The organism is Atopomonas hussainii, from assembly GCF_900109735.1.
In the GTDB taxonomy this organism is placed as follows: domain Bacteria; phylum Pseudomonadota; class Gammaproteobacteria; order Pseudomonadales; family Pseudomonadaceae; genus Atopomonas; species Atopomonas hussainii.
Genome location: NZ_FOAS01000010.1, coordinates 124,425 through 146,787, shown reverse-complemented (window position 1 = coordinate 146,787; position 22,363 = coordinate 124,425). Strand labels below are relative to the sequence as shown.

The window sequence follows — 22,363 nt, the reverse complement described above, 5'->3', positions numbered from 1 at the left end:
ACTTACCTCAGCACCTTGAAGGCTTCGGCGCTGTCTTGAATCTGACGCAGCCAAGTTTCGTTATTCGCCACCACCACCGGGCGCAGCAGAATCACCAGCTCACTCTTTTGCAGGGCTTTGCGTTGCTGTTTAAACAAGCCGCCAATCACTGGCAGCTGTGTGGCCCACGGCAAACCGGCGTCGGTGTTGTCGTTGGCGTTTTGCATTAAGCCGCCGATCACCACCACTTGGCCGCTTTTGGCGCGCACGATGGAGTCCGATTGACGGGTGGTCGACAGCGCCAGCGGCAGGTTGAACTCGGCATCACCGAGCAGAATAGATTTGTTCTGGTCTTCGACCTTGCTGATAGTCGGGCGCACATGCAGCGTCACGTCGTCACGCTGGTCGATTTGCGGGGTGACATCTAAGGAGATACCGGAGAAGAACGGCGTCAGGGTGATGTCCAAATCTGGCGAACTGGTGCCACCAGAGGTGGTTGTGGTGGTGGTCGAGACGTCGGTGACGAAGTACTCATCAGTGCCGACTTTAATCACCGCTTTTTGGTTATTCAGGGTGGAAACCCTTGGGTTAGACAGCACGCGCACTTCACCTTGGGTTTCGAGCAGCTCAATCGCGCCTTCGAACTTGCCGAAGTCAAAGACAAAGCCAAACACCCCATCAATACCTGTGCTGCCGCCTAGCGCAGCACCACCAGCCGTGACGCCTTTTTGCCCTGAGAAGTACTGCCAGTTCACCCCAGCCTGAAAGCCATCGTCGAGGCGTACTTCGAGAATCTTCGCTTCCAGCACCACTTGGCGCTGCAAGTTGCGCTGCGCTTGAGCGAGGAAGCTTTCCACCGCTTGCTGATCGCTCACCGAAGCGCGCACCACCAACAGGCCTGCCTGCGGGTTAACCACCACGCTGTTGGCGTCTTCGCCGCCGATAATCATCGCCACCACAGTTTGCAACTCGGCCCACAGGTCGGAGGTGCTGGTGGTAGTCAAACGGCTGGCCGGCACTGTGCTCGAGCTGGTGCTGGTGGTAGTGCCGCCACTGCTGGAGTCCGAGCTATTGCTGGTAGTGGCTTGCCCGGAGCTGACTTGGGTTTCTGACACGCCTTCACGCTGCACGTTGAGGTAATCGACATCGTAGGTGCGGGTGATTACCTGATTGGGCAGGATGCGATAGCCGTAGGCAGTGCGCTGGAAGTCAAACCCGTACACATCGCGCACCGCCGCCAAGACTTCTTCGAGGGTGACGTTTTTCAAGTTGAAGGTAATCAGCCCATCCACTTGCGGGGCGACCACTAGGTTTTGCCCGGCGCCTTCCATCAGGCTTAGAAAGAATTCGCGCGCCGGCATATCAATGGCCGACACATCGAAACGCGGGCCACTGCGCACCGGCAGGTTGTCGTAGTTAAGCGGCGGAATCAGCGCCGCCTGCACCGCCGCCGGTGGGCGATTGTGTTCGCGACTTTGCTTCAGCGCTTCGTCTAGCTGGCGGTTGGTCTGCTCGTAGAGTTGCTGCTCACCATCACGAAACGACTGGCATGCGCTTAAGCTCAAGGCCCCCAACAGCAGTAGCACGGTTAGCGAATGTGTTGGTTTGATCATGGTCGACTCTTCGTTATGACCGGGCGCGCCAAACGCACTGTGCGCTGCTGACCGGCGTGTTCTAAGACAACGTCTGCTTTATTGATCGCCACCAGCTGATGCCCGCCAATACGGTCACCCACGCTTAGGCTTTGGCCGTTAATCATGGCGCGCACCGCCCCCCGGCGGTCACGCAAGATGGCTTGTAGCTGCAAGGTTTCTTCACTGGCTTGCGCAGCAGACACGGCGGCTTGCCCTGCCGGTGGCAAGGTTGGGTCGACGGCCGCCCAAGCGCTAGCCGCGCCCAGCAGCGCGCTGGCTAACAGGGCCAACTTAAACACCGATCCACTCCGCTGAACGGCTCAAGGTATAGACCTCCAATTCGATCTCAGCATGACTCGGCCCGGCCTCACCGACCCGGTAATCCAGACGCTGCCAATACAGCCGCCAGCCACTGCCTTCCACTTGCTGCAAATACTTCAGCACATAGAAATAACTGCCCGATAACTGCATGCGTACCCCGTGGCGATACAGCACCGCTACCGGCGGCGCGTCAGTTTTATCTGCATCGGGTTTATCGGCATCAGGCTTAGATAACTGCAGCGGCTCGCTAAAACTACTGAGCGCATTGAGCTGCAAACCGGGCTGTTCTTTGAGCAAGGTTTGCAGCAGGTTTTTCATCTGTTGCGGCGAAATCAACGCCGCAGTCTGGCCATCCAACTGCGCCTGTAGCTGGTTCTGCCGGTCTTGCGCCGCCAACAGGCGCGTGCGGTAAGGCAAGTTCGGGTCAGCGGCGAGCTTGCCTTGCATGTCCGTTAGTGCACTCTGGTTGTCGTCCATTTGTGTCGACAGCTGACTCACCTCAGCGTGCTGTGCCTTGATCGCCGCCTCGAGCGGATCAACCACTACCAGCACATAGAGCATGCCGAACACGGCGAAGGCGACCAGCAAGGCCAAATTTTGCTCCCGTGCATTAAGCCCATACCAACGCGCTAACAAGGCTTTCATGGCGTGGCCTCCTGCAGGTCGCTGGACAAGCTGAAATGCTGGAAGCCCGCCTCATCGCGCTTGAGCTCAAACTGGCGAAACAAACGCCCGGTGAACGCGCCGTGGCCACCTAAAGAATCGAGATACGGTTTAACCTGCGCCTGACTGCTGGCATTGCCACGCAAGCGCAGCAGCGCCAAGCCTTCGTTAAGCTCAATGCGGGTCAGCCAGATGCCTTGCTGATGCCGCTCGGACAAACCTTGCAGCACACTGGCATAGCCGCCCACCGCAGCGCTGTCGAGCAGGCGCAGATAATCATCGAGGCGCTCCAGCTCGCGGTTCACCGCTTCCGCCTTGGCCAGCTCCAGCGGCAGGGCTTCATCGAGCACCGGCAGACGAAAGTTTTCTTCCAGCTGCTCACGTTCTTGCTGAATCAATTCGGCGCCAACGCGCAGCTGCGCGGTGCGCTGTTTGGCCTGCTGCAGCTGCCAGCCCAACCAACTGGCATGCGCGATCAACAGCGGCACCAACACAAACGCGCCTAGCTTGGCGTGACGCAGTAGCGGGGTGGATTGCCGGCGCGGCCGTTCGAGGCGATAGAGGTTGATATTGCGCATCAGGCCGACGCCTCCTGACGCAAGGCGCCACCTACAGCGGCTAAGCAATAAGCTTGGGTGCGCTCATCCAGCTCGGGGGCTTGAGCAAACAGCGCCGGCAGATCGAGGCGATCAATCCGCGCCGCCAAGCCGATTTTCAGTGCATCCAATACCGGCTCACTGGCGCGCTTGGAGGGCAGCAGTAATAAGCGCCCCACGGCACCTTTGCCGATCTGGCTTTCGTAGTAATCGAGCGAGCGCTGCACTTCCAGCAGCATGTTGTCGTAACCCTGCGCTAGGGCGTTTAGGCCCAGCTCGACACGGCGCACCATGTACAGGTCTTCACCCTGCTGCACGGTAATCAGACCTTCGGTGGAGCGCAGCCGCAGCAGCGCGGCATTAACCCCCGGCGCCGCAGCAAGCAGGCCAAGATTGCGGAAGGCCATTTCGGTGATATCGACATAGCGCAGCTTTAAGCCGGCTTCGCGCAGTTTGTGCCTTAGGTCTAACACCAGCGCTTTGCTGACCACCACCAGATAGGCCATCTTGGCGCGGCCACGGTAGGCATCATCCGGCAGGGTGAGGACGTCGAACACCACTTGCTCGGGGTCGTCGTCGATCAGGTCTTTGAGCCGCCATTGCAGCGCCTCGCGCAGTTCTTCATCGGGCACTTCGGGGCGATCGAGGAGCAGAAACTGGTAATTGGCCGGGTGCAAAACCACCACCGCTTCTTGCCCGGCAAGACCAAGGCTTTTCACGCTCTCGGCAAGACGCGCCGCTTGCTCCGCCTCGGCGCATTCGACAAACTGGCAGCAGGTTAAGGACGGCTCGCCTTCGTCGGCGCGCTCGACCTGCGCCACGGCAAAGCCCTCTGGCCCGAACTCAATACCGACCAGCCCCCCAGCCGTGTTTTTCTTTTTTTTCTTAAACCAGTTCAAACTGGTTGCTCCCGGCAAAATGCTCCTCGCTTAGCCTGAGGATAGTCATTTGAACGTCAATTGCCAGCGCCAAGCCTTTTTATAGACACAACTTTTAATAGTTCCGCTAAATGATTGATCTTGCACTGTATGAACCCGAGATACCGCCCAACACGGGCAATATCATCCGCCTCTGCGCCAACACTGGCTTTCGCCTGCACTTAATCGAGCCGTTAGGCTTTGTGCTGGACGACAAACGCCTGCGCCGCGCCGGCTTGGACTACCACGAGTGGGCACGCGCGCAAGTGCATGCCTCGCTGGAGGACTGCCTCGCGGCGATTAAGCCGCAACGCGTGCTGGCCATGACCACCAAAGGCAGCCACTGCTACACCAAGGTGAGCTACCAAGCCGGCGACTTGCTGCTATTCGGCCCAGAAAGCCGTGGGCTACCGGTTGAGGTGCGCGAAAGCGTGCCGCCGGAGCAACGCATTCGCCTGCCCATGCTGCCGCAAAGTCGCAGCTTGAACTTGTCCAACGCTGCCGCCGTCGTAGTCTACGAAGCATGGCGCCAGCTGGGCTTTGTCGGCAGTCAAGACACGTAACGGCAAGCCGCAAAACGCAAACCCAAAAACGCAAAAAGGGCGCCGATCAGGGCGCCCTTTTTATATCGCTGAGAAACGCTGATTAAGCGTTGCCGGCAACCTGCTGCTGACGCGCCATCTCTTGGGCGAACAGCGCATCGAAGTTCACCGGTTGCAGCATCAGGGCCGGGAAGCTGCCCTTCACTACCAGGTTGTCGATGTTTTCACGCGCATAGGGGAACAGGATGTTCGGGCAGAACGCGCCCAAGGTGTGCGCCATTGCGCCCTGCTCCAGACCGCTGATCAGGAAGATACCGGCCTGCTCCACTTCAGCAATAAAGGCCACTTCGTCACCGACTTTCACTTCCACGCTCAGGGTCAGTACCACTTCGTGGAAGTCGCCTTCGAGCTGGGTGTGCTTGGTGTTCAGATCCAGACCTACTTGCGGCTTCCACTCTTGGCGGAAGATTTGCGGGGCTTTCGGCGCTTCAAAAGAAGAGTCACGCACGTAAATGCGCTGCAGCGAGAATTGTGCTTCTTGCTCAGTAGCTGCGGCGGCGCCGTTGGCAGTTTGTTCAGTCATGGAATAAGTCCTTCTTGTTGGAATGCTTACCCTGCAAGCAGGGCATCGAGTCGACCGGCGCGTTCTAGAGCATAGAGATCGTCGCAACCGCCGACATGAAAATCGTTAATCCAGATTTGCGGCACTGAGGTGCGCCCGGCTTTGCGAGTCATCTCGTTGCGCACCGCGGGGCGGCCATCGACGGAGATATCCTCGAAGCTCACGCCCTTGCGCTCCAGCAGCTGCTTGGCGCGCACGCAGAATGGGCACCATTGGCTAGAATACATCACCACGCGGGCCATTACTTCACCAAAGGCAGCGCGTCTGCACGCCAGCTGGCCACACCGCCAGACAGCTTGGCGACTTGGAAGCCCGCCTTGCCCAGCGCTGTGCACGCAGTACCGGCGTGCATACCGTTCTCGTCCACCACGATCACGGTTTTGTCTTTGAACTTGTCCAGCTCGCTGATGCGGCTAGCCAGTTTGTCGTTAGGGATGCTCACGGCCCCGGCGATATGCCCGGCGGTGAAATCTTTCTTCGGACGAATATCCACCAGCACGGCAGTGTCTTGGTTGACCATCGCAGTCAACTCACGCGCCGTTAGGCTGCGGCCGCTGCGGCGGGTTTCGTTAAGAATGAACAAGCACAACAACACCACAAAGGCAGTGCTGAGCAGGTAGTGATTGGAGACGAATTCGATCAGCTGGGAAAACATGACGCGTGCGACTCAGGCAGCAAAAACAGGCGGGCCAGTATACACGCCAAGCGGCCGCTGGGAAGGCACGCCCCGCGTGGCGCGCCGTGCGGCATACGGGTAAAATGCGAGCCCTTCCTAATTAGCTAGCGAAAGTCTGTTGCCCATGTCCCTGCGCAAACCTCTGGTTCTGATGATCCTCGACGGCTTCGGCCACAGTGACAACCCCGAGCACAACGCCATCTACGCGGCCAACACGCCGGTGCTGGATGCGCTCAAAGCTCGCCAACCGCATGGTTTGATCTCAGGCTCTGGCATGGATGTCGGCTTGCCAGACGGGCAAATGGGCAACTCCGAAGTCGGCCACATGAACTTAGGCGCAGGCCGCGTGGTGTACCAAGACTTCACCCGCGTGACCAAAGCGATTCGGGACGGCGAGTTCTTCGCTAACCCCGCCATCACCCAAGCGGTAGATAAAGCCGTTAGCAACGGCAAAGCCGTGCACGTGCTGGGCTTGCTGTCTGATGGCGGCGTCCACAGCCATCAAGAACACCTCGCCGCTATGGTCAAGCTGGCCGCCGAGCGCGGCGCCGAGCACATTTATGTGCACGCCTTCTTAGATGGCCGCGACACGCCGCCGAAAAGCGCCGCCGACTACATTGGCTACCTCGAAGAAGAACTCGCCAAGATCGGCAAAGGCCGCATCGCCAGCCTGACCGGCCGCTACTTTGCTATGGACCGTGACAACCGCTGGGATCGCGTCGAAAAAGCCTACCGCCTGATTGTCGATGGCGACGGCGAATTTAACGCCGCCAGCGCGCAAGACGGCCTTGCCGCCGCCTATGCCCGCGACGAGAGCGACGAATTTGTGAAGGCCACTACCATCGGCGAAGCGGTTAAGGTGGCAGACGGCGACGCCGTGGTGTTTATGAACTTCCGCGCCGACCGCGCCCGCGAGCTGAGCCGCGCCTTTGTTGAGGCCGACTTCAGCGAGTTCGCCCGTAGCCGCGCGCCGCAACTGGCCGGTTTTGTGATGCTCACCCAGTACTCGGCGAGCATCCCCGCACCGTGCGCCTTCGCCCCCGAAGCGCTGACCAACGTGCTCGGCGAATACCTCGCCGACAAGGGCCTGACTCAGCTACGCATCGCGGAAACCGAAAAATACGCCCACGTGACCTTCTTCTTCTCCGGCGGTCGTGAAGAACCCTTCGCCGGCGAAGAGCGCATTTTGATTCCTTCGCCAGACGTCGCCACCTACGACCTGCAGCCGGAGATGAGCGCCCCAGAAGTCACCGACAAAATCGTCGATGCCATCGAAAACCAGCGTTACGACGTGATCATCGTCAACTACGCCAACGGCGACATGGTCGGTCACACCGGCGTATTTAGCGCAGCGGTAAAAGCCGTGGAAACCCTCGACAGCTGCGTAGGTCGCATCGTCGAGGCGCTGGAGAAAGTCGGTGGCGAAGCGCTGATCACCGCCGACCACGGCAATGTCGAGCAGATGGAAGACGAGTGCACCGGCCAAGCGCACACCGCACACACTTGCGAGCCTGTGCCGTTTATCTACGTGGGTAAGCGCGCCGTGACTATCCGCGAAGGCGGCATTTTGTCCGACGTAGCACCGACTATGCTGGCCCTGCTCGGCCTGCCGCAACCGGCGGAAATGAGCGGTAAAAATCTGCTGACAGGCATTTAATTACCGCATCAGATCGCAATAACGCCCTACCCCAGTGGTAGGGCGTTTTTTTTGGCTGAGGTAACCGGCATACTTAAGCCGTTATTCGCCCACCGTGGACCACCATGCGCCTGCCTCTTGCCGCTCTCTGCCTGCTGTTTGCATTACCTCTGCAAGCCGCCGACCCTGCCGATAAGGCGCAGACTCAGCGCGAACTTAAAGCCGCCGAAGACGACATCAAAGCCCTGCAAAAGCTGCTGGATAAAATCCGCACGGAAAAATCCGGGGTCGAAAAGTCGCTACAAAAAACCGAGCGACAAATGGGCGAGCTGGAAAAAGACGTTAAAGACATCCAGCAGCAGATGGACGAGTCCGAAAAAGAACTCGACAACCTGCAAGACGAGAAAAAAAAACTCCTTGATGCCAAGGCCGCCCAGCATCAGCAGATCAGCGTGCAGGCCCGCGCCGCCTTTCAAAGCGGTCGCCAAGAGTATCTGCGCCTGCTGCTTAACCAGCAGCAGCCGGAAAACTTAAGCCGCACGTTGACCTATTACGACTATTTAAACCAAGCGCGCCTAGAGCAGCTCGACACCTTCAACACCACTTTGCAGCAACTGGCCAATGTCGAAACCGATATCGCCAAACAGCAGCTGCAACTGGAAGGCCAGCGCGGCAATTTAGACATGCAGCTGGCCAAGCTCGAAGAAGTACGCAGCGAACGCAAAGCGCTGGTCGCTAAGCTCAACAGCAACCTGCGTCAGCAAGGCGGCAAATTAACCGCCAAACAAGCCGAGCAAAAACGCCTCAATCAAGTACTGGCCAGCATCGAAGCAGAACTGGCGCGGCAAGCCCACGAACGCGCCGAGCGCGAACGGCAAGCGCAGTTAGCCGCCGCGCAAACTCATCCGCAAACCGGCAAAGCGGTGATCGCAGTGAGCACCGGCAACGGTGTCGAAGGCCCTTTTGCTAAAGCCCGCGGCCGCTTGCCATGGCCGGTGAACGGGCAACTACTGGCTAAATACGGCAGCCCGCGCAGCGAAGATGCGCGTTTAAGCTGGGATGGCGTGTTACTCGGCGCCCCCGCCGGCAGTGAAGTACGCGCCATTCACGATGGCCGCGTGGTATTCGCCGAATGGCTACGCGGCGCCGGTTTGCTACTGATCGTCGATCACGGCGGCGGCTATTTAAGCCTCTACGGCTACAATCAAACCTTACTGAAGACCCCAGGCCAACACGTGCGCGCCGGTGAAACTATCGCCACGGTTGGCAGCAGCGGCGGGCAAACCACGCCCGCGCTGTACTTCGCCATTCGCCAACAAGGTAAACCCAGTGATCCCGGCCAGTGGTGCCGGACGCAGGGATAAGCGTCCGCAATTTCAGGAGAACCTGCATGCTTGCACTGCCCTTTAGCCGCACACTGCTGGCCGCCAGCCTCGCGCTGTGCACTGTGCTAAGCCCCTACGCCTTGGCCGAGCACGGCGACGACGAGAGCAAAGCAGCGCTGCCGCTGGATGACCTGCGCACCTTTGCCGAAGTGCTCGACCGCATCAAAGCCGCCTACGTTGAGCCGGTGGACGACAAAACCCTGCTGGAAAACGCCATTAAAGGCATGCTCAGCGGCCTCGACCCGCACAGCGCTTATCTAGAGCCGGAAGCCTTTAACGAGCTGCAAGAGAGCACCACCGGCGAGTTCGGCGGCTTAGGCATTGAAGTCGGCGTGGAAGACGGCATCGTCAAAGTGGTCAGCCCCATCGACGACACCCCAGCCGCTGAAGCGGGCATCGAAGCCGGTGATTTGATCATCAAAATCGACGGCCAGCCGACCCAAGGCTTAGGCATCAGCGAAGCCGTGGACAAAATGCGCGGCAAACCCGGCAGCAAGATCACCCTCACCTTAGTGCGCGACGGCGGCCTGCCGTTTGATGTCGAAATCACCCGCGCGGCGATCAAAGTACAAAGCGTGAAGCGCCAGATGCTCGAAGATGGCTACGGCTACCTGCGCATCACCCAGTTCCAAGTCAACACCGGCGAACAAGTCGGCAAGGCGCTGGATAAGCTGCAAAAAGACGCAGGCGGCAAGCTCAATGGCTTAGTGCTGGACTTGCGCAACAACCCCGGCGGCGTGCTGCAAGCGGCGGTGGAAGTGTCCGATCACTTCCTGCGTAAAGGCCTGATCGTCTACACCAAGGGCCGCGACAGCAACGCCGAGCTGCGCTTCTCGGCCACCCCAGCCGACAAGCTGGAAAACGCCCCGCTGGTGGTGCTGATTAACGGCGGCACCGCATCGGCCTCTGAGATCGTTGCCGGCGCCCTGCAAGACCACAAGCGTGCGGTGATTATGGGCACCGATAGCTTCGGCAAAGGCTCAGTACAAACTGTGCTGCCGCTGAATAACGAGCGCGCGCTAAAGCTCACCACGGCTTTGTATTACACGCCGAAAGACCGCTCTATTCAGGCCCAAGGTATAGTGCCGGATATCGAAGTGCAGCGCGCCCGCGTGACCCGCGAGCAAGACGATGACTTTGCCGGCTACAAAGAGGCCGACCTCGAAGGCCATCTGGGCAACGGCAATGGCGGCGCCGACAAGCCGAGCAAAGACAAGAAAGCGCGCCAAGAGCGTCCGCAAGACAACGACTATCAGCTCAATCAGGCACTGAACCTGCTCAAAGGCCTGAACATCACCCGCTCGCTATGAGCCGCGTGCGCGGCGTTAGCCTGTGTCTCTGCCTGCTCGGCAGTAGCGCTTGGGCTAACCCCGCCGCACCGCTACCCGGCAGCCTTGGGCATACCCAAGCGCTGCCGACATTACCCGCCGCCAACAGCGCCCCCACGCGCGACACGCTAGCCGCTCCTGTTAAGCCAACGCCGCCAAGCCCAACTCGCAAGGTAGCCGCACCCGCGCGAACACCAGCCGCACCGCTGCAAACAGAGCCCAACCAGCCCCAAGCCAGCAAACCGACGCCGCCCCCTGCGCCCAATGGTTATTGGCTGAGCATCATCATTGATGACTTAGGCGGCAATTTAGCCCGCGACCGCCAAGTGATGGCCCTAGCCCCAGAGATTGCGCTGGCGATCATGCCCGACACCGCGCACAGCAAAACCCTCGCCCACGAGGCGCGCGAGCAAGGCCGCACTATCCTGCTGCATATGCCCATGGCGCCGGCAACTGGGCCCTATGCGCTAACCCCCGAACAAAGCCCAAGCGAGCGCGCCGAGCGCCTGCAGCAAGCACTGCAACAAGTGCCCGGCGCCAGCGGGGTGAATAACCATATGGGTAGCCGCATGACCAGCGACGGCGCCGGCATGCAGCAACTGATGCAGCTGTTGGCCGCCAAGCGACTGTTCTTTGTCGATAGCCGCACTGCCGCCAGTACCCAAGCGGCGGCCAGCGCCCAACAAGCGCAACTGGCCAGCTTGTCGCGCGATGTGTTTTTGGATGATCAGAACGATCTCGCCCATATCCGCAGCGAATGGCGTAAAGGCATTGCACTGGCCAAACAGCAAGGCTCCGCGCTGTTAATTGGCCATCCCTACCCCGCCACCTTGCAGGTATTGCGCGAGGAGCTGCCCAAACTGGCCAGCCAGCACGTGCAGCTTTTACCGCTTAAACCGCTGATCGCCCTGCGTGGCAATCGCGCCATGGCCGCGCATGGTTCCGGCGGTATTTACCAGCCGAAAACGACAACGCCCGCACAAGGCGGGCGCTGAACGCAGCAGTCGATTACAGATAGCTGTTGGTGATGTCGTCGACATAACCCTCGGCGCGCATCTGATCCAGCGCTTGTTGCAGGCGCTGGATGACTTCGTCCGGGGTGTCCAAATTTAGCGCCAAATACAGATTCGACTCGTTGATGGTGTACACCACCTTCAACGCCCCCGGAAAGCCTTCCTGTTTAGCAAGGTAGCGCCCTACAGGGTCGTTCGTGGCCCAAAGGTCAATCTGACCCTTAGTTAGCTTTTTGATGTTTTCCTGATCGCGCAGGGCATTAATCAAAGGCACATTTTCAGCTTCTAGCATTTGACTAACAGCCGAGTTTTTATACGCCCCAACACGATACTGAGCCGCTTCAGCAAGGCTACCAACTTGCAGGGCGCTTTCCGTTTTCGCCATCAAAACACGCTGCGTTTTACCCAGCGGGCCGACCCACTTAAATTGGTTTTCTCGCTCAGGCGTACGACTCGTAGAGAACAAGCCATAGCCTGGTTTTTCTTGGGTTAGGCGATAAATGCGATCCCATGGAAAGCGCAAGGTCATCACATAATCGATTTTCGCGCGACGAAACATCTCCCGCACCAGCTCAGCACTGATGCCATCAATCGAATCCTCACGGGCAAAATTCTTGTCATTGATCGCCATGTTGAACGGCGGGAAATTTTCCGTTAGCAACACAACTTTGTAGTTTTCAGGGAGTTCAGCTCGCGCCAAGCCGCTACACACCAAAGCAGCCAGCAGCAAGAAGCCACGCAGGGAAGATGCTTTCATACTTCTACTTCTCAAATTGAGGTTGTTTTATTTGAGCATGCAGTCTTGCAGAACTGCTCACCAACACCGTGTGAAATATTTCACACACCCAACATACACGCACAAAAAATGGGGCATCAAGCCCCATTTTTATAGACCATCATCACGCTCACTGCAGATACTTATTCAGAGTTTTATCGACAAACCCCTCGCTGCGCATTTGATCCAGCGCGCCTTGCAGCTTGCTGACAATGGCATCGTCAGTCTCTTTATTCAGCGCCAGCCACAGCTCGGCCTGGTTAAAGCGCATCACGGTTTTAAGACCCGTCACGCCTTCTTGCTTGGCCAAGTAGCGGCCCGCTGGGTCGCCAGTGGCCCACAGGTCGATTTGGCCTTTTTGCAGCTTGTCGACGTTGGTTTTGTCGTTGAACGAGCTCTTCGGCTCGATGCCCTGCTGCAGCAGGTACTCTTCGATGGCGTCGCCTTTGTAGGCGCCGATGGTGTAAGCCTTGGCTTCTTCTAAGCTGTTGACCGCCAGCGCACTATCGGCTTTGGCCAGCAGCACCCAGTCGTCTGGGCCGATGGGGCCAACCCACTTAAATTCTTTTTCCCGCTCGGGGGTGCGCGCGGTGGAGAACACGCCATGGTTGGGCTTTTCTAGCGCCATGTTGTAAACGCGGTCCCACGGGAAGCGCAGCGCAAGGTAGTACTCCACCCCAGCGCGCTTGAACATCTCTTGCACCACTTCCACGGCAATGCCTTCGATGCTGTCTTCGCGGGCGAAGTTCTTGCCGTTGGTGGCCATGTTATAAGGCGGGAAATTCTCGGTGCTGAGAATGATCTTGGCCTGTTCGGCCTGTACCGGCTGGCTTAGCAGGCCAACAGCCAACAAGCCCAGCAACGCACGCTTCAACATGTAGGATCCCCTTTTCTTGGCGCGCAGCGCAGTTGCTACGCGTGTTTTGTTCTTATCGTCTAAACGCTCAAAAGAGACTGATTTGATGACCGCCTCTTAGCGCATCACAATCCCTTGCGCCGCCATAAACGCCTTGGCTTCCGGGATGGTGTACTCACCAAAGTGGAAAATGCTCGCCGCCAACACGGCATCGGCACGCCCTTGCAACACGCCATCGGCCAGATGCTGCAAGTTGCCCACGCCGCCGGAGGCTATCACAGGGATATGGATGGCATCACTGATGGCACGAGTCACACCTAAGTCATAACCGCTCTTCACGCCGTCCTGATCCATGCTGGTCAGGAGGATTTCGCCGGCGCCTAGCTCTTCCATCTTGCGCGCCCATTCCACGGCATCTAAGCCGGTGGGCTTGCGCCCGCCATGGGTGAAGATTTCCCAGCGGCCTTCGCCCACGCGCTTGGCGTCGATGGCCACCACGATGCACTGCGAACCAAAGCGCGAGGCGGCCTCGCCGACGAACTCGGGATTAAACACCGCGGCGGTGTTGATCGACACTTTGTCGGCGCCGGCATTCAGCAGATTGCGGATGTCCTGCACGGTACGCACGCCGCCGCCGACGGTCAGCGGGATAAACACTTGGCTGGCCATGCGCTCGACCGTGTGCAGTGTAGTGTCACGCTCTTGGTGGCTGGCGGTGATGTCGAGAAAGGTGATCTCGTCGGCGCCTTGCTCATCGTAGCGACGGGCGATTTCTACCGGGTCGCCCGCATCGCGGATGTTCTCGAACTGCACGCCTTTGACCACGCGGCCGTTGTCGACGTCGAGGCAGGGAATAATGCGTTTTGCCAGTGCCATATCGATGCTCTCGTGGGCGGGCTAGGCCGCCAGCCGTAACCCGCTATGCGGATTCAGATTCAGACTCAACCAAGATGGCGGGTTGGCTAACCCGCCCTGCTCTCAAGTTAAGCGTTAAACGCGTCGCACACGGCTTGCGCCTCGGCGACATCTAAGGTGCCTTCGTAAATCGCCCGGCCAGTGATGGCGCCGATAATGCCAGGGCTACGCGCGTCGAGCAGCTTTTGGATATCGCCCAGATTATGAATACCGCCGGAGGCGATCACCGGAATCTTGCTCGCGGCGGCCAGCGCTGCGGTGGCTTCGATGTTGCAGCCTTGCATCATGCCGTCTTTAGCGATGTCGGTGTAGACGATGGCCGCCACGCCGTCAGCCTCGAAACGCCTGGCCAAGTCAGTAGCCTGCACGCTGGAGACTTCCGCCCAACCGTCGGTGGCCACGAAGCCGTCTTTGGCATCCAGCCCAACGATCACTTTGCCGGGGAAGGCTTTACAAGCTTCGGTCACAAACTCCGGCTGTTTAACGGCTTTGGTGCCGATAATCACGTAGCTCACGCCGGCGCGCACATAGTGCTCGATGGTTTCCAGTGTGCGGATGCCGCCGCCAATTTGAATCGGCAGACCGGGGTAGCGCTTGGCAATCGCGGTGACCACTTCGCCATTCACCGGCTGGCCTTCGAAGGCGCCGTTCAAATCGACCAAGTGCAGACGGCGGCAGCCACCGTCGACCCACTTGGCGGCCATGCTCACCGGGTCGTCAGAAAACACCGTGGAGTCTTCCATACGGCCTTGGCGCAGGCGTACGCAGGCGCCGTCTTTCAGATCAATGGCGGGGATAATCAGCATCGCGATAACCTGTTCAAGTCGAGAAAATCAGTCATGGGTTAGCTCTTTTCGAGCGCCCAAAGGTCGCTTTCAATGCTGGCAAACCTGTCTTGCAGGTGCGCCTGCACATCGAAAATCGCCTTGTTGTAGTAATGCGGGGCAATCTCTTGAGCAAACAGATCGAGCAGCTCTTGTACTTCGAAACTGCCCAGTGCTAGCTCAAAGCGCTCATCGAGAAACGCTTTCAGCAAGGCCACAGCGGCTTGCTCTTGCTCGGCCTCAAGACGCAATAACGGCGTCTGGCTCTTGCCCCGACTCATTTACCAGCGGCCATCCCACGCGGCAAAGTTCTGCAGCAGTTGCAGGCCGTGGGTGTGGCTTTTTTCCGGGTGAAATTGCACAGCGAAACGCGAACCATCGGCCAGCGCAGCGGCGAAATCGACGCCATAATGCCCACGCCCAGCCACTTGGCGAGCGTTGCCGGCTTCAACATAGAAGCTGTGCACAAAGTAGAAGCGGCCATCACTGGGAATCTCGTGCCACAGCGGGTGGTCGATGCTGTGCTCGATCAGGTTCCAGCCCATGTGCGGCACTTTCAGTACGGCGCCGTCTTCGACCAAATCAGTACCGAAGTGGCGAACTTGGCCGGGGAACAAGCCGATGCAGTCCACGCCGCCGTTTTCTTCGCTGCGCTCTAAGAGGGCTTGCATGCCCACGCAGATGCCCAAGAACGGACGATCTTGGCTGACTTCACGCACCAGCTCGTCAAAGCCCAAGCGCTTGATCTCGGCCATGCAGTCGCGAATCGCGCCGACGCCGGGGAAGACAATACGATCGGCCTCGCGGATCACCTGCGCATCGCTGGTGACCAACACGCGCCCGGCACCGACGTGCTCCAGCGCCTTGGCCACCGAGTGCAGGTTGCCCATGCCGTAATCAATAACAGCGACGGTTTGCATTAGAACCTGCCCATTCCACATTCATGTTCGCGTTGCTGCACCAAGGCGCGCCAAGCAAGGCGCGCAACGCCGGCAATGGCGCTCTCATTGGCAAGTTGCGCAACGCAGCGTGGCGCGTCTTGGTGCGCAACCCCATGGGCCAAGGCAAATTGCTCGTGCCCCGGCGTTAATCGTCGCTCATTTGGCATAACCAAACTTCTCTCCTCTTGCCTTGCGCCACGAGCAATTTGCCATTGGCGCGGGCACGAATGTGGAATGGGCAGGTTCTACAGACAACCTTTAGTCGACGGCATTTGCCCAGCCATGCGCGGGTCTAGCTCCAGCGCCATGCGCAGCGCGCGGCCGAAAGCTTTGAACACGGTTTCGATCTGGTGGTGGGTGTTGGTGCCACGCAGGTTGTCGATGTGCAGGCTGACTTGCGCGTGGTTAACGAAGCCTTGGAAGAACTCTTGGAACAAGTCCACATCAAAGCCGCCCACGGTGGCGCGGGTATACGGCACGTGCATCACTAAGCCGGGGCGACCGGAGAAGTCGATCACCACGCGTGACAGGGCTTCATCCAGCGGCACGTAGGAGTGGCCGTAGCGAGTCATGCCTTTCTTATCGCCGACCGCTTTGGCAAACGCTTGGCCCAAGGTGATGCCGACGTCTTCCACGGTGTGGTGGTCGTCGATATGCAGGTCGCCCTTACAGAAAATATCCAGATCAATCAGGCCGTGACGGGCAATCTGATCGAGCATGTGCTCAAGAAACGGTACGCCAACATCAAACTTGGCCTGACCGGTGCCATCCAAGTTGATAGCGACCTTGATCTGGGTTTCCAGGGTGTTGCGCTCGACGCTCGCCTTGCGTTCGCTCATCGACGGCTCCGCTTGGGACAGAAAAAAGGGCCGCCATTATAGAGTCAGGCCCGATTGGCGGCTACCTTGGCGCGATCAGTAGGCATTTCCTCTGCCTGCACCGCGTTCTGGCGCAATAAAACCGCCAGCCACAGACGCTGCACTAAAAACACCGGCAGCAGCGCCCACAGCCACGGGGTGAGCAAACCCGCCAACGCGCTAACCAGCAGCGCCAACTGCAAGCGCCAACGCTCGGCACTGGCGAAGCGCGCGCTGCCGTCGAACAACAAACCGAGGCACACCACGCCACTGACAATCAGCACGCCGAGCAACACTGCTTGCCACACAGCAGCCTCACGACTGGCGAACAGAAACGCCAGCGCCAAGCCATTGACCAACAAAAACTGCGCCAGCGCATAACCCCACAGATGGGCACTAAAGCGCGCTTGATACAGCCCCTCGCCCATCTTTGGCCACGGCGTGTGCGCCACATCGGCGGGGCGCCAGCCGGTGGGCATCCACCACAGGCGCAGCTTGTCCCACGCACGTTGCGTGGCGCAGGCATCGGCCCACAGCAGACGCCACCAGGAGAACTGCAAGCGCAGTGGGTCGAAGGTATTCACCGGCGTGGTCACGCCATAGCGCACCGGCTCGTCTTCGGCCTGAAAGGTGCCAAATAATTTGTCCCAAATGATCAGCACGCCGCCGTGATTACGGTCGATATAGCGATCATTCTGGCCGTGATGCACGCGGTGATGGCTGGGCGTAACCAGCCATCGCTCCAGCCAACCAAGGCGGTCGATATGCTGGGTGTGAATCCAAAATTGATACGTCAGCTGCAGACCTAGCAAGGTGATAAACACCGGCAGCGGCACGCCCAGCAAGGCCAGCGGCAAGTAGAAGGGCCAATCGAAGGCGGTCTGGAAGGCGCCCTTACGCAGCGCAGTCGACAGGTTGAAGTCTTCGCTGGAGTGATGCGGCTGGTGTGCGCCCCACAGCAGGTTGTAACGGTGCAGTGTGCGATGCGCCCAGTAGAAACACAGATCGACCAACACAAAAGCCGCCAGCCAACCCAACGGATTATCTGCGGGCCAATCCAGCAGGCGTGCATGCTCGTAGAGCCACGCATAGGGCACGATCAATAGCAGGCGCAGCGGTGCCTCCAACAGCACCCGCAACACAGCCGTCTGCATGCTGGTGCTAGCATCGGCGAGGCGATAGGTGTGCTTGCCACTGGCGCGTTCGTAGAGCAGCTCCAGCAGAATCAGCACGATATACAGCGGAAAGGCCAGTACAGCGATATTCATAGCAAGGCTCGGTGTTTTTCTTCAGCCTAGCCAAGCATGGCGCCTGTTGCGGTAACCGCAGCCGCCAAAAGCAGGGGCCGCTGACGCCAGTTGAGTGAAGCGCGCCGGCCCAGCACACTAAAGCAATGACTACCAACACCCTAATCATCGGCGCCGGCGCCTTAGGTTTGGCCTGTGCTGCGCGCTTAGCCAGCCCACAGCGCAGCGTGGTGATCGCCGAGCAAGCGCGACTCATCGGTGCGCATACCTCTAGTCGCAACTCAGAGGTAATTCACGCCGGACTGTATTACTCACCCGGCTCACTCAAGGCACGCGCCTGTTTAGAAGGCCGCGAGCGCCTCTATCACTGGTGTAAAACGCACCAAGTGCCGCACCAGCGCATCGGCAAGCTGCTGATTGCGGTGGAAAACAGCGAGCTACCGGCACTTGAGCGTCTTGCCGCCAATGCACGCGCTTGCGGCATTGACGAGCTAGCGCCGCTTAGCCAACACCAACTGCATGCCTTAGAGCCTGCGGTGTGCGGCGTGCAGGCGCTGCGCTCGCCCAATACGGGGATTATCGACAGCCACGCTTACTTGCTCTCGCTACTGGCCCACGCCGAACGCCACGGCGCCAGCTTGGCGCTGGATACCCACATCGAGCGCTTGCAGTGGCAAGGCGATCATTGGCTGGCCGAAGGTACTAGCAGCGGTGAGCCATTCAGCCACGCCTTTGATGCAGTGATCAACGCCAGCGGCCTGTGGGCCAGCCAGCTGGCGACGCAAATCGACGGCTTTAACCCGGCGCTAATCCCCATTACACATTGGTGCCGTGGGCGCTACTTCAGCTACGCCGGCCGCAGTCCGTTTACGCAGCTGATCTACCCCATGCCCGAAGCCAACACCGCCGGGCTTGGTGTGCACGCCACGCTCGACCTAAGCGGCCAACTACGTTTTGGCCCCGATGTGGATTGGTCGGTCGAGCCTTGTGCCGCGCATGTCGAGCCGGATTACAGGGTTAACGAACAACTGCGCGAGCCCTTCGCCACCGCCATCCGCCGCTACTTTCCGCAGCTAGATGCCGCGCGCCTGCAACCGGCCTACGCCGGCATTCGCCCTAAGCTCAGCATGGCTGGCGAACCGGCTGCCGACTTTGTGCTGCAAGGCCCACGGGAACATGGCCTGCCGGCGCTGGTCAATCTATACGGCATCGAGTCGCCGGGGCTCACCGCCAGCCTAGCGCTGGCCGAGCAGGTTGCGGCGCTGTTGGCTTAAGCGCCCACCCTGAATCAACGGCGCCATCCGGTATACTCACACCACGCTGCTCCGACTCATCGCTTACAAGGAAGCACCATGAAGTCCCTAAGCAAACTGCTCGCCCTGCTATTTGTTGGCCTGCTGCTGATCGTGATCGGTTTGGGCTTTGCCCTCACCCACCTGTTCGACCCCAACGACTACAAAGACGACATTGCGGCGCTGGCCCGCGACAAAGCCGGCATCGCCCTAGACCTGCAAGGCGACCTCGGCTGGAGCCTATTCCCCTGGCTGGGCCTAGAGATTCACCAGGCCAGCATCGCCAGCCTGCAAGCGCCAGAAACCCCGCTGGCTGACGTGCAGCGTTTGGGCTTCTCGGTGCGTGTATTGCCGCTGCTGCGTAAAGAAGTGCAGATGAGCGCCATTCGCGTCGACGGCCTGACCTTGAATCTAGAGCGCGACGCCAAAGGCCAAGCCAACTGGGAAAGCCTCGGCAAACCGGCCAAAGCCAGCGCCGAACCCAAAGGCACCGCGCAGCAAACGGCCGACACAAGCGCCAGCAACAGCACGTCAGGCGATAGCGGCGCCCCGCCGGTCAGCCTGAATATCGACAGCCTGAGCATTAACGATGCGCGCCTGAACTACCGCGATGCGAAAACCGGCGAGCAGTTCAGCGTCGAGAACCTGCAGCTGACCACCGGCGCCGTGGCCGAAGGCCAGCGTATTCCGCTAGAGCTGCACGGTTTCTTCAGCATGGCCAAACCGCTGCTGCGCGCCCGCGCCGACCTTAAAGGCGGCCTGCGCTTTGACTTAGGCCTCAAGCGTTTTGCGCTGGAAGACCTGCACCTGCAAGGCGAAGCCAGCGGCGAGCCGCTGAATGGAAAAACCCTGACCTTCACCGCGCAAGGCCAGCTGCTGCTCGACCAAAGCGCACAAATCGCCCAATGGACTGGTCTGCAAATCAACGCCAACCAACTCAAAGCGCTCGGCGAGATCAACGTTAAACAGCTGGATAAGAGCCCCAAACTGAGCGGCACATTAAGCCTGGCCAACTTCGATGCGCGCGCCTTCTTAGAAGGCCTTGGGCAAACCCTGCCGCCCATGCAAGACGGCAACACCCTACGCAGCGTCGAGCTGTTCGCTCAGCTCGATGGCAGCGACAAAGCGCTGCAGCTGAATGACTTGAAACTCAAACTCGACGACAGCCAATTCACCGGTCAAGTCAGCATCGCCGACTTCGCTAAGCAAGCGCTGCGCTTTGACTTAAACGGTGACAAGCTCAATCTCGACCGCTATCTGCCACCGAAGAGCGAAGCGCAAACCGCGCAAGCCGCACAGCGCAAAGCGCAAGTGAAAGAAGCGCTCGGCGCCCCCGGCCACGGCACCACGCCGGCACCGGAAAAGCCCACCGATGAAGCGTGGAGCGACGAGCCACTGTTGCCACTGGACACCCTGCGCAAGCTGGATATCGCCGGGCAACTCAAGCTCAAGCAGCTCACCGTCGACGGCATTCCGCTGGATAACTTAAGCGCCAAGCTCAAGGCCCGTGGCGGCATGCTGACGCTGGAGCATTTCCAAGCCGACACCTTTGGCGGCCAAGTGATCGCCAGCGCCAGCTTAGATGCGAAAACCGACAACCCGCTGCTGGATGTCAGCAAAGAGGTTAAAGGCATCGCCATCGAGCAAGTCCTCAAAGCACGCAAGCAGGAGCAAGTACTCAAGGGCAGCCTGTTCTTCGACACCCAGCTCACCGCGCGCGGCAATAGCCTGAAGCGCTGGATGAACAGCTTAAATGGCGTAGCGCAATTCAGCCTGCGTGAGGGCGTGTTGGTCGGCGCCAACCTTGAACAGCAACTGTGCCAAGGCATCGCCCTGCTCAACCGCAAAGCGTTAAGCGCCCCGATTGAAGGCCGCGATACGGTGTTCCAACAGCTCGGCGGCAGCCTGCGGATTAAAAACGGCATCGCCCGCAACGACGACCTGCGTGCCAGCCTGCCGGGCCTGAGCGTGAAAGGCGAAGGCGATATCGATCTGCGCGTGCTGGGCATCGACTATCTGGTGAATATCCTCATCGAAGGTGATCGCCGCGAGATGCCCGACGAAGCCTGCCAAGTGAACGAGCGTTTTGCCGGCATCGAATGGCCGCTGCGCTGCCGTGGCCCAATTGAGCTGGGCGCCCGCGCTTGTCGTATCGACCAAGAAGGCCTCGGCAAGATCACCGCCAAATTGGCCGGACAAAAACTCACCGAGAAGCTGGAAGAAAAACTCGGCGACAAAGTCAGCCCCGAGCTGAAAGACGCACTGAAAGGGCTGTTCGGCCGTTAATGACACCGCAAGCCTTCAGCAACGCCGTGCTGGCGTGGTACGACCAGCACGGCCGCAAAGACCTACCGTGGCAACAAGGCATCACGCCTTATCGGGTGTGGGTGTCGGAAATCATGCTGCAGCAGACGCAAGTCAGCACCGTGCTCGGCTACTTCGAGCGCTTCATGCATGCGCTGCCGGATGTGCAGGCCCTCGCTGCCGCTAGCGAAGACCAAGTGATGCACTTATGGACCGGCCTTGGCTACTACAGCCGCGCGCGCAACCTGCACAAAACCGCCAAGCAGGTGGTGAATGAATTTGCTGGGGAGTTTCCGCGCTCAGTCGAGCAGCTCAGCGAACTGCCAGGCATTGGCCGCTCCACCGCTGGTGCCATCGCCAGCCTGAGCATGGGCCTGCGCGCGTCGATTCTCGACGGCAATGTCAAACGCGTACTGGCACGCTTTCTCGCCCAACCCGGCTGGCCCGGCGAAACCGCCACCAGCCGTGCGCTGTGGGCAGCTGCCGAGCGCTTTACGCCTGAGGCGCGGGTTAATCATTACACCCAAGCGATGATGGATTTAGGCGCCACCCTGTGCACCCGCAGCAAGCCGCAATGCTTGCTCTGCCCGCTGAGCAGCCACTGCCAAGCACGCTTACTCGGCACGCCAGCCGCATACCCGGAATCCAAACCGCGCAAAGCCCTGCCGCAAAAACAGGTGGTCATGCCGCTGTTTGCGCACAACGGGCATATCTTGCTCTATCGCCGGCCCAGCCAAGGGTTATGGGGCGGTCTGTGGAGCCTGCCAGAGCTAGAAAACAGCGCAGCCATCGACCGCGAAGCGCAAGCGCGGCAACTGCAACTCAGCAGCCAGCAGCCAATGGCCGAACTAAAGCACACCTTTAGCCACTTCCAACTGCACATTCAGCCGGTGCTGGTAAACTGCCAAGCGCAGAGCAGCGTGGCCGAGGGCGAATGGCTTTGGTATAACCTCAGCGCGCCGCCCAAGCTGGGGCTCGCCGCCCCCGTGCAAAAGCTACTTAAGCAAGCTGCTGCCCTGCTGTAACACTCAACGCATTAC

The 22,363-nt window shown here is 59.5% G+C and carries 24 protein-coding genes; 8 read left to right on the top strand and 16 right to left on the bottom strand.

Going from position 1 to position 22,363, the window contains the following annotated elements; translation table 11 throughout:
- Window positions 1-2: 2 nt before the first annotated feature.
- Genes mshL through BMX80_RS11420 form a run of 5 tightly spaced genes read right to left on the bottom strand, consistent with a single transcriptional unit; the run spans window position 3 to window position 4,092 of the window.
- On the bottom strand, window positions 3-1,592 hold the full coding sequence (mshL, locus tag BMX80_RS11440) for a pilus (MSHA type) biogenesis protein MshL (RefSeq protein ID WP_074868540.1): 1,590 nt from the start codon (window positions 1,590-1,592) through the stop codon (window positions 3-5).
- A complete protein-coding gene (locus tag BMX80_RS11435) occupies window positions 1,589-1,912 on the bottom strand; it encodes a Type II secretory pathway component (protein WP_235821638.1) in 324 nt (107 codons plus the stop codon). The genes mshL and BMX80_RS11435 overlap by 4 nt, the downstream gene beginning before the upstream one ends.
- Complete coding sequence (gene gspM, locus BMX80_RS11430; protein ID WP_074868537.1) at window positions 1,905-2,579, bottom strand: type II secretion system protein GspM; 675 nt, start codon at window positions 2,577-2,579, stop codon at window positions 1,905-1,907. The genes BMX80_RS11435 and gspM overlap by 8 nt, the downstream gene beginning before the upstream one ends.
- The gene (locus BMX80_RS11425; protein ID WP_071870969.1) at window positions 2,576-3,175 is read right to left on the bottom strand and encodes a PilN domain-containing protein; all 600 of its coding nucleotides are present in this window, start codon (window positions 3,173-3,175) and stop codon (window positions 2,576-2,578) included. Before BMX80_RS11425 ends, gspM begins: the two co-directional genes overlap by 4 nt.
- Complete coding sequence (locus tag BMX80_RS11420; RefSeq protein ID WP_074868534.1) at window positions 3,175-4,092, bottom strand: MSHA biogenesis protein MshI; 918 nt, start codon at window positions 4,090-4,092, stop codon at window positions 3,175-3,177. The genes BMX80_RS11425 and BMX80_RS11420 overlap by 1 nt, the downstream gene beginning before the upstream one ends.
- A 110-nt stretch (window positions 4,093-4,202) precedes the next feature.
- Between BMX80_RS11420 and trmL the strand changes: the two genes are divergently transcribed.
- Complete coding sequence (trmL, locus tag BMX80_RS11415; protein WP_074868531.1) at window positions 4,203-4,673, top strand: tRNA (uridine(34)/cytosine(34)/5-carboxymethylaminomethyluridine(34)-2'-O)-methyltransferase TrmL; 471 nt, start codon at window positions 4,203-4,205, stop codon at window positions 4,671-4,673.
- 82 nt (window positions 4,674-4,755) lie between these two features.
- On the opposite strand, the gene secB is transcribed toward trmL, so the two are convergent.
- Genes secB through BMX80_RS11400 form a run of 3 tightly spaced genes read right to left on the bottom strand, consistent with a single transcriptional unit; the run spans window position 4,756 to window position 5,929 of the window.
- Window positions 4,756-5,235, bottom strand: coding sequence for a protein-export chaperone SecB (gene secB / locus BMX80_RS11410; protein WP_071870972.1), 480 nt, complete (start codon window positions 5,233-5,235; stop codon window positions 4,756-4,758).
- A gap of 26 nt (window positions 5,236-5,261) precedes the next feature.
- Window positions 5,262-5,516 (bottom strand): glutaredoxin 3, encoded by a 255-nt coding sequence (gene grxC / locus BMX80_RS11405; RefSeq protein WP_071870973.1) that lies wholly within the window; start codon window positions 5,514-5,516, stop codon window positions 5,262-5,264.
- Window positions 5,516-5,929 carry a rhodanese-like domain-containing protein gene (locus BMX80_RS11400; RefSeq protein ID WP_071870974.1) on the bottom strand — a complete coding sequence of 138 codons (414 nt, stop codon included), beginning with the start codon at window positions 5,927-5,929 and terminating at the stop codon, window positions 5,516-5,518. Before BMX80_RS11400 ends, grxC begins: the two co-directional genes overlap by 1 nt.
- A gap of 145 nt (window positions 5,930-6,074) precedes the next feature.
- On the opposite strand from BMX80_RS11400, the gene gpmI reads away from it, so the two are divergent.
- The 4 genes from gpmI to BMX80_RS11380 all read left to right on the top strand — a co-directional run bounded on the left by gpmI (window position 6,075) and on the right by BMX80_RS11380 (window position 11,294).
- A complete protein-coding gene (gpmI, locus tag BMX80_RS11395) occupies window positions 6,075-7,607 on the top strand; it encodes a 2,3-bisphosphoglycerate-independent phosphoglycerate mutase (RefSeq protein ID WP_074868528.1) in 1,533 nt (510 codons plus the stop codon).
- Window positions 7,608-7,711: 104 nt separating this feature from the next.
- Window positions 7,712-8,950 (top strand): murein hydrolase activator EnvC family protein, encoded by a 1,239-nt coding sequence (locus BMX80_RS11390; protein ID WP_074868525.1) that lies wholly within the window; start codon window positions 7,712-7,714, stop codon window positions 8,948-8,950.
- 26 nt (window positions 8,951-8,976) lie between these two features.
- Window positions 8,977-10,281 (top strand): S41 family peptidase, encoded by a 1,305-nt coding sequence (locus tag BMX80_RS11385; protein WP_074868522.1) that lies wholly within the window; start codon window positions 8,977-8,979, stop codon window positions 10,279-10,281.
- Window positions 10,278-11,294, top strand: coding sequence for a divergent polysaccharide deacetylase family protein (locus tag BMX80_RS11380; protein ID WP_083394312.1), 1,017 nt, complete (start codon window positions 10,278-10,280; stop codon window positions 11,292-11,294). The genes BMX80_RS11385 and BMX80_RS11380 overlap by 4 nt, the downstream gene beginning before the upstream one ends.
- Window positions 11,295-11,307: 13 nt before the next feature.
- On the opposite strand, the gene BMX80_RS11375 is transcribed toward BMX80_RS11380, so the two are convergent.
- The 8 genes from BMX80_RS11375 to BMX80_RS11340 form a co-directional block, all read right to left on the bottom strand.
- On the bottom strand, window positions 11,308-12,069 hold the full coding sequence (locus BMX80_RS11375) for a substrate-binding periplasmic protein (RefSeq protein ID WP_071870978.1): 762 nt from the start codon (window positions 12,067-12,069) through the stop codon (window positions 11,308-11,310).
- A 148-nt stretch (window positions 12,070-12,217) separates the two neighbouring features.
- On the bottom strand, window positions 12,218-12,964 hold the full coding sequence (locus BMX80_RS11370) for a substrate-binding periplasmic protein (protein ID WP_074868519.1): 747 nt from the start codon (window positions 12,962-12,964) through the stop codon (window positions 12,218-12,220).
- Between the two features lie 96 nt (window positions 12,965-13,060).
- Complete coding sequence (hisF, locus tag BMX80_RS11365) at window positions 13,061-13,819, bottom strand: imidazole glycerol phosphate synthase subunit HisF (protein WP_071870980.1); 759 nt, start codon at window positions 13,817-13,819, stop codon at window positions 13,061-13,063.
- Window positions 13,820-13,926: 107 nt separating this feature from the next.
- Window positions 13,927-14,664 carry a 1-(5-phosphoribosyl)-5-[(5-phosphoribosylamino)methylideneamino]imidazole-4-carboxamide isomerase gene (hisA, locus tag BMX80_RS11360; RefSeq protein ID WP_074868516.1) on the bottom strand — a complete coding sequence of 246 codons (738 nt, stop codon included), beginning with the start codon at window positions 14,662-14,664 and terminating at the stop codon, window positions 13,927-13,929.
- A gap of 38 nt (window positions 14,665-14,702) precedes the next feature.
- Window positions 14,703-14,963 carry a DUF2164 domain-containing protein gene (locus BMX80_RS11355; protein WP_074868513.1) on the bottom strand — a complete coding sequence of 87 codons (261 nt, stop codon included), beginning with the start codon at window positions 14,961-14,963 and terminating at the stop codon, window positions 14,703-14,705.
- Window positions 14,964-15,602, bottom strand: coding sequence for an imidazole glycerol phosphate synthase subunit HisH (gene hisH, locus BMX80_RS11350; RefSeq protein ID WP_074868510.1), 639 nt, complete (start codon window positions 15,600-15,602; stop codon window positions 14,964-14,966).
- Between the two features lie 266 nt (window positions 15,603-15,868).
- On the bottom strand, window positions 15,869-16,462 hold the full coding sequence (gene hisB / locus BMX80_RS11345; RefSeq protein WP_074868507.1) for an imidazoleglycerol-phosphate dehydratase HisB: 594 nt from the start codon (window positions 16,460-16,462) through the stop codon (window positions 15,869-15,871).
- A gap of 44 nt (window positions 16,463-16,506) precedes the next feature.
- A complete protein-coding gene (locus BMX80_RS11340; protein ID WP_074868504.1) occupies window positions 16,507-17,748 on the bottom strand; it encodes a sterol desaturase family protein in 1,242 nt (413 codons plus the stop codon).
- 125 nt (window positions 17,749-17,873) lie between these two features.
- On the opposite strand from BMX80_RS11340, the gene BMX80_RS11335 reads away from it, so the two are divergent.
- The 3 genes from BMX80_RS11335 (at window position 17,874) to mutY (ending at window position 22,348) form a co-directional block, all read left to right on the top strand.
- Window positions 17,874-19,001, top strand: a complete 1,128-nt coding sequence (locus BMX80_RS11335; RefSeq protein WP_074868501.1) for an NAD(P)/FAD-dependent oxidoreductase — start codon at window positions 17,874-17,876, stop codon at window positions 18,999-19,001.
- A gap of 78 nt (window positions 19,002-19,079) precedes the next feature.
- Window positions 19,080-21,305 (top strand): AsmA family protein, encoded by a 2,226-nt coding sequence (locus BMX80_RS11330; protein WP_074868498.1) that lies wholly within the window; start codon window positions 19,080-19,082, stop codon window positions 21,303-21,305.
- Window positions 21,305-22,348, top strand: a complete 1,044-nt coding sequence (mutY, locus tag BMX80_RS11325; RefSeq protein WP_074868495.1) for an A/G-specific adenine glycosylase — start codon at window positions 21,305-21,307, stop codon at window positions 22,346-22,348. Before BMX80_RS11330 ends, mutY begins: the two co-directional genes overlap by 1 nt.
- Window positions 22,349-22,363: the final 15 nt, after the last annotated feature.